The sequence below is a fragment of the Leptolyngbya sp. BC1307 genome (assembly GCF_002286735.1).
GTDB lineage: Bacteria > Cyanobacteriota > Cyanobacteriia > Phormidesmidales > Phormidesmidaceae > Phormidesmis.
The window spans coordinates 1-780 of sequence record NZ_NRTA01000182.1 but is presented as its reverse complement, the minus strand read 5'-3'; the positions used below and the strand labels follow the sequence as shown (position 1 = coordinate 780).

The window sequence follows — 780 nt, the reverse complement described above, 5'->3', positions numbered from 1 at the left end:
TCAACCAGTCTCGAACATTCCTTGCCCCTTGGGTATAGGGATGTTCGTTACTTTTAGCGTTGGCTCCGCCTCTCCTATGGAGAATCGCATTTCGCACTTCAAGAAAACTTCGCACTGTCCAGTTATGAGTATGTTCCCTTTAGCGCAGGGCCTCGTATCTGCATTGGTGCAGGCTTCGCGATGATGGAGATCAAGATCATCTTGGCGATGCTGCTTCAGCGATACCGCTTAGAGTTTGTACCCGAAAACCCAATTGACCGTGCTGGGACGATTGTCATGAAGCCAAAGCATGGCATGTCGATGAAAGTGCATAAGCAAGATCGCCAGTTCCAGGCAGGGGTCGGCACGGTTCAAGGAAATATTCGCGATATGGTGAACTTGCCTTAGCGTTTGGCCTTAGTGTCTGGCCTTAATGTCTGGCCTTAATGTCTGGTGGGGGCGATCGCCTTCTATCTATCAAGTGATTTGCGGAGCATAGGAAAGAGGGGCGGCGACGACCCTACCTGAATGGTGCCCAACAGTTCAAATCCGTGTCGCTGATAGGCGGACACGCCTTTCAACTTTGCCAAAGTTCCCACAGACATCCTTCCTCACGAAACGGTTCCTCACGAAACGGAAAGGTAATAGGACTTACGCATTGACAGAGTAGCCAGCCTGTATGCTGGCAGGAGCCCCCTTCTTTTTGAGTGATCGCTAGGCCATGCGTGAGCTATCAAAACCATCTACAGCCCAGTGCGATAGCACGCTCTACACCTTATTTTTGCTCTCAGAGCCGAAGTA

The 780-nt window shown here is 50.8% G+C and carries 1 pseudogene; it reads left to right on the top strand.

Annotated elements, in window-relative coordinates:
* Positions 1-96: 96 nt before the first annotated feature.
* A pseudogene (locus CKL79_RS22690) lies at positions 97-387 on the top strand (cytochrome P450); the annotation flags it as partial.
* Between the last annotated feature and the right edge of the window lie 393 nt (positions 388-780).